Here is a 5970-nt window from a genome sequence, read left to right on the forward strand (position 1 = left end):
CAGCAGGACCGCCCGGCGGGGCCCGGCACCCGGCGCCCGCCCGTCCGTGTGTGGAATCACCGCTCAGGGTGAGCCTTGTCTCTCTTGGTGCAAATGGCTTCAATAGGTAACAAAGCGGGCGCACGACACGCGGTTGTCGCCCAGTTGGCGTGTATGTTCCGGGGCCGAGAGGCCTTGGAAGGGACCAATCCGGTGAACAAGAAGCTTGCGGCCGCCCTGTCCGGCGGCGCGGTACTGGTACTGGCGCTGTCCGGCTGCGGCGACGACAGCGAAGAAAAGGTGAACGCCTGGGCGAAGGACGTCTGCGACCAGGCACAGCCGCAGATCAAGAAGAGGGCCGACGCACAGCAGGCCATCATCTCGACGGCTGCGGACGGTAAGCCCGCGGACATCCAGGCTGCCGACTCCAAGGCGTTCGCGGACATCGCGGCTGCGGACAAGGCGCTCGCCAAGGCGGTCAGGGACGCCGGCGTCCCCCCGGTCGAGAACGGCGAGAAGCTCCAGCAGGACGCGGTGAAGGAGCTCGACGCCACCGCCGCCGCCTACCTCGACCTGAAGAAGAAGGTCGACGAACTCGACCCGAAGAACCAGCAGAAGTTCGCGGACGGCCTGCAAACCGTCGCGGACGGGCTGAAGAAGATCGAGCGCATGGACCAAGCGGCGCTGGCGAAGCTGCAGTCCGGGGAGCTGGGCACGGCCATGGCGAAGCAGCCCGGCTGCCAGCGGGCCGACACGTCGAGTCCCGCAGGCGGCGCGTCGGCGTCGTCGGGCAAGGCGTAGGCCGTCCCGGCGCCGTGGCTCAACGGCGCCCGCCCGTCCGGCGCGACGTCGGACAGGTTGTGGGTCGTCCCCGGTGCCGTGATGTGACGCGCCCGCCCCTCCGGCGCGGCGGCGGGCCGGTGGATGTCTTCGGTCCGACGGGCGGTGTCGGCACGGCGGGATCGCCGTCGGTGTGCGACGGGAGCCGGGGGTTCGGCGGAGGGCAGCGGTCCGAATGGGACGCCGGGCCGCGCGGCGGTCGTCCTTCGCGGCGGCCACAATGGGCGGGTGAGTACGACAAGCCTCCCCGTGCCCGACCACGCGCCCCGGCTGCGTGAAGCGCTCCTCTCCGCCGCCTTCACGGCCGACGGGCTGCTCGACCTGCTCGGCGCGCCCGCCTACGCGGCGCTCGCCCGCAGCGAGACCGTGCCCGCCCTGCGCGCCACGCGCGGGGCGGGTGTCCTGGAGACGCTCGTCCGGCTGTTCCTGCTCCAGTGCGCCGTGCCCCACGAGCAGGCCCGCAAGGCGCTCCCGCTCGACGAGTGCCTCGCCGACGGCTGGGTGTCGCGCGACGGCGACGAGGTACAGGCCACCGTGGACGTCCGTCCGTACGGCGGGCCGGAGGGGCAGGACTGGTTCATCGTCTCCGACCTCGGCTGCGCGGTCGGCGGGGCGGGCGGGGCGAGCGGCCAGGGCGAGGGAGTGGTCCTCGGCGTCGGCGGCGCGTCCACCACGCTCGCGGGCATCACGATCCGCACGCCCGTCGCGGCCGCGCTGGACCTGGGAACCGGTTCCGGCATCCAGGCGCTGCACGCCGCCCAGCACGCGACGCGGGTGACGGCCACCGATCTCAACCCCCGGGCCCTGCACTTCACCCGGCTCACGCTCGCCCTGTCCGGCGCGCGGGAGGCCGACCTGCGCGAGGGCTCGCTGTTCGAGCCGGTCGGCTCCGACACGTACGACCTGATCGTGTCGAATCCCCCGTTCGTCATCTCTCCCGGTGCCCGGCTGACCTACCGGGACGGCGGGATGGGCGGGGACGATCTGTGCCGCTCTCTCGTTCAGCAGGCGGGGGACAGGCTCAACGACGGCGGTCACGCCCAGTTCCTCGCCAACTGGCAGCACGTGGCAGGGGAGGACTGGCAGGACCGGCTGCGCTCCTGGGTGCCGCCGGGCTGCGACGCGTGGATCGTGCAGCGCGAGGTGCAGGACGTGACGCAGTACGTGGAGCTCTGGCTGCGCGACAGCGGGGACCACCGCCCCGACCCGGCCCGGTATGCCGCGCGCTACGACGCGTGGCTCGACGAGTTCGAGGCCCGACGCACGAAGTCGGTCGGCTTCGGCTGGATCACCTTGCGGAAGTCCGGCGCCGAACGCCCCTCGATCGTCACGGAGGAGTGGCCGCACCCCGTCGAGCAGCCGCTCGGCGACACGGTGCGCGCGCACTTCGCCCGGCAGGACTATCTGCGTGCGCATAACGATGCCGCGCTGCTCGCCGATCACTTCGTTCTGGCCGAAGAGATCATGCAGGAGCAGGTCGGGATGCCGGGCGCGGAGGACCCGGAACACGTGGTGCTGCGCCAGAACCGGGGCATGCGCCGTGCCACCAAGGTCGACACTGTCGGCGCCGGTTTCGCGGGCGCGTGCGACGGCAGCCTGAGTGCCGGGCAGATCCTCGACGCCATCGCCCAGCTGCTCGGCGAGGATCCGGTCCTGCTGCGCGACCGCACTCCGCAGGCACTGCGGCTGCTGATCGAGGAAGGTTTCCTGGAGCCCGTCCCGCGGTGACGCCGCACCGTGCGGCGGACCGGCCGCTTCCGGCCCCGTCCCGGGTCCCCCGTCCCGGCCGCTGCCGGTCCCGCTTCCCGGCCGCTGCCGGTTCCCGGTCCCGTACCCGGTCCCGGCTCCGGCGGCTCGTGGTGGCGGAAATCGACAGGGAAATCCGGCCAAGGTTCGGTTTGCGGTCCCATTTCCTGTGACTTCGCCCCCGCCCGCCGTGTGACTTCGACCGCGACCGGGCGGGTGAACCCCACGTGGCGTTCACCCGGAGTTCGTGCCTGCGACGCCCTGGGGTGCGAGCCTCGCCCTGCACAGGGACCTCGGCGTCAGGAAAGGACCGGGTACGGGCATGGAGAGCGGGCCAGCGATCTTCGCCGGAACGGCATTCGCGCTGTTCGGGGCCGCACTGCTGCTGTGGACGGGGATGCGCGCGCTGCACCGCCGGCCCGTCGCACATGGAGTGACCACGGCCACGGGCGTGACCTTCGGGATGCTGTTCGGTGCGGTGTTCCTCACTCTCGCCGTGTGGTGCTTCGGCCGTCTCTGACCCGGCTCCCGGAAGACGACGTGCCGGGTCCGGGCGGCATGAACAGTTGGACTCGGGTTACCGTTCGAGTGGCCGTTGCGGGCTTTTGCCGTTTGACACGGGGGCGGGTTGTACCGTCACACTCCGCAGCGACAGCAGCGTCACAGCAGTGCGACCAGGCACAGGACCACGTGCCGCACCCGCCGTGAGCGCCCATCGAGCGTCGACCGGAGAGAAGAGCGAAGTTGTCCCCGACCAGCGAGACCGCACACGGCGGCCGCCGACTTGTGATCGTCGAGTCGCCTGCCAAGGCGAAGACGATCAAGGGCTACCTCGGCCCTGGCTATGTCGTCGAGGCGAGCGTCGGGCACATCCGCGACCTGCCGAACGGTGCCGCAGAGGTGCCGGAGAAGTACACCGGCGAGGTGCGGCGGCTCGGCGTCGACGTCGAACATGACTTCCAGCCCATCTATGTCGTCAATGCCGACAAGAAGGCCCAGGTCAGGAAGCTCAAGGAGCAGCTCGCCGAATCCGACGAGCTCTTCCTCGCCACCGATGAGGACCGCGAGGGCGAGGCCATCGCGTGGCACCTCCTCGAGGTTCTCAAGCCCAAGGTCCCGGTCCACCGGATGGTCTTCCACGAGATCACCAAGGAAGCGATCCGGGACGCCGTCGCCAATCCGCGCGAGCTGAACAAGCGCATGGTCGACGCCCAGGAGACCCGCCGCATCCTCGACCGCCTCTACGGCTACGAGGTCTCGCCGGTCCTGTGGAAGAAGGTCATGCCCCGGCTGTCCGCCGGGCGCGTCCAGTCGGTGGCGACCCGGCTCGTCGTCGAGCGGGAGCGCGAGCGGATCGCCTTCCGTTCCGCCGAGTACTGGGACCTGACCGGCACGTTCTCCACCGGCCGGGCCGGTGACCCGTCCGACCCGTCCACGCTCACCGCCCGCCTGAACACCGTCGACGGGCAGCGTGTCGCGCAGGGCCGCGACTTCGGTTCCGACGGCCGGCTCAAGTCCGCCCAGGTGCTGCACCTGGACGAGGCGAACGCCCGCTCCCTCGCGGCGGCCCTCGAAGGCGCGTCGTTCGCGGTGCGCTCGGTCGAGTCCAAGCCGTACCGCCGCTCGCCGTACGCACCGTTCCGTACGACGACGCTCCAGCAGGAGGCGTCCCGGAAGCTCGGCTTCGGGGCGAAGGCGACCATGCAGGTCGCGCAGAAGCTGTACGAGAACGGCTTCATCACCTACATGCGTACGGACTCCACGACGCTGTCCGAGACGGCCGTCGCCGCGGCCCGTGCACAGGTGACGCAGCTGTACGGCGCCGACTACCTGCCGGAGAAGCCGCGCGTGTACGCCGGCAAGGTGAAGAACGCGCAGGAGGCGCACGAGGCGATCCGCCCGTCGGGTGATCGTTTCCGCACCCCCGCGGAGACCGGCCTGACCGGTGACCAGTTCAAGCTCTACGAGCTGATCTGGAAGCGGACCGTCGCCTCTCAGATGAAGGACGCGGTCGGTAACTCCGTCACCGTGAAGATCGGTGGCCGGGGTTCGGACGGCCGTGACGCCGAGTTCAGCGCGTCCGGCAAGACGATCACGTTCCACGGCTTCATGAAGGCCTACGTCGAGGGCGCCGACGACCCGAACGCGGAGCTCGACGACCGCGAGCGGCGCCTGCCGCAGGTCGCGGAGGGCGACGCCCTGTCGTCCGAGGAGATCTCGGTCGACGGTCACGCCACCAAGCCGCCGGCCCGCTACACCGAGGCGTCCCTCGTCAAGGAGCTGGAAGAGCGCGAGATCGGCCGCCCGTCGACCTACGCCTCGATCATCGGCACCATCCTCGACCGCGGCTACGTCTTCAAGAAGGGGACGGCCCTCGTCCCCTCGTTCCTCTCCTTCGCCGTGGTCAACCTGCTGGAGAAGCACTTCGGCCGACTCGTCGACTACGACTTCACCGCGAGGATGGAGGACGACCTCGACCGCATCGCGCGCGGCGAGGCCCAGGCCGTGCCGTGGCTGAGGCGCTTCTACTTCGGCGAGGGCGACGCCGCCGGCGCCGCCTCCGAGGCGGGCAACGGCGACGGCGACCATCTCGGCGGCCTCAAGGAACTGGTCACCGACCTCGGCGCGATCGACGCCCGGGAGATCTCCAGCTTCCCCGTCGGCAACGACATCAAGCTGCGCGTCGGCCGGTACGGGCCGTACGTCGAGCGCGGCGAGAAGGAGGCGGAGGGCCACCAGCGCGCCGACGTCCCCGAGGACCTCGCACCCGACGAACTCACCGTCGAGTACGCGGAGGAACTGCTCGCCAAGCCGAGCGGTGACTTCGAACTGGGCACCGACCCGGCCACCGGTCACCAGATCATCGCCAGGGACGGGCGCTACGGCCCGTACGTGACCGAGGTCCTGCCCGAGGGCACGCCGAAGACGGGCAAGAACGCGGTCAAGCCGCGGACCGCCTCGCTCTTCAAGAGCATGTCCCTGGACACGGTGACCCTCGAGGACGCCCTGAAGCTGATGTCCCTGCCGCGGGTGGTGGGCACCGACGCCGAGGGTGTCGAGATCACCGCGCAGAACGGCCGCTACGGCCCGTATCTGAAGAAGGGCACCGACTCGCGCTCCCTCGAGAATGAGGAACAGCTCTTCTCCATCACGCTGGAAGAGGCACTGGCGATCTACGCCCAGCCGAAGCAGCGTGGCCGGGCCGCCGCCAAGCCGCCGCTGAAGGAACTGGGCACCGACCCGGTCAGCGAGCGTCCGGTGGTCGTCAAGGACGGCCGGTTCGGCCCGTACGTGACGGACGGCGAGACGAACGCCACCCTGCGGACCGGCGACAGCGTCGAGGACATCACTCCGGAACGCGGATACGAGCTGCTCGCCGAGAAGCGGGCGAAGGGGCCCGCCAAG

The 5970-nt window shown here is 70.6% G+C and carries 4 protein-coding genes; all 4 read left to right on the top strand.

Translation table 11 applies throughout. The annotated features are described in order from the left end of the window. Window positions 1–192: 192 nt before the first annotated feature. Window positions 193–780: a small secreted protein gene (locus ACWGH4_RS29440; RefSeq protein ID WP_453466280.1), complete on the top strand. Its 588-nt coding sequence runs from the start codon at window positions 193–195 to the stop codon at window positions 778–780. A 267-nt stretch (window positions 781–1047) separates the two neighbouring features. Beyond that, window positions 1048–2547, top strand: a complete 1500-nt coding sequence (locus ACWGH4_RS29445) for a DUF7059 domain-containing protein (protein ID WP_453466282.1) — start codon at window positions 1048–1050, stop codon at window positions 2545–2547. A gap of 340 nt (window positions 2548–2887) precedes the next feature. After that, on the top strand, window positions 2888–3085 hold the full coding sequence (locus ACWGH4_RS29450; protein ID WP_159689215.1) for a hypothetical protein: 198 nt from the start codon (window positions 2888–2890) through the stop codon (window positions 3083–3085). 224 nt (window positions 3086–3309) lie between these two features. Beyond that, window positions 3310–5970, top strand: a 2661-nt coding sequence (gene topA, locus ACWGH4_RS29455; protein WP_453466284.1) for a type I DNA topoisomerase, incomplete at its 3' end; no start/stop codon positions are given.

It is taken from the genome of Streptomyces sp. NPDC054847 (assembly GCF_053610925.1).

Excerpts from the sequence above, each read along its gene's own strand:
- ACWGH4_RS29450 (WP_159689215.1), top strand. The coding sequence starts at position 2,888 with ATGGAGAGCGGGCCAGCGATCTTCGCCGGAACGGCATTCGCGCTGTTC.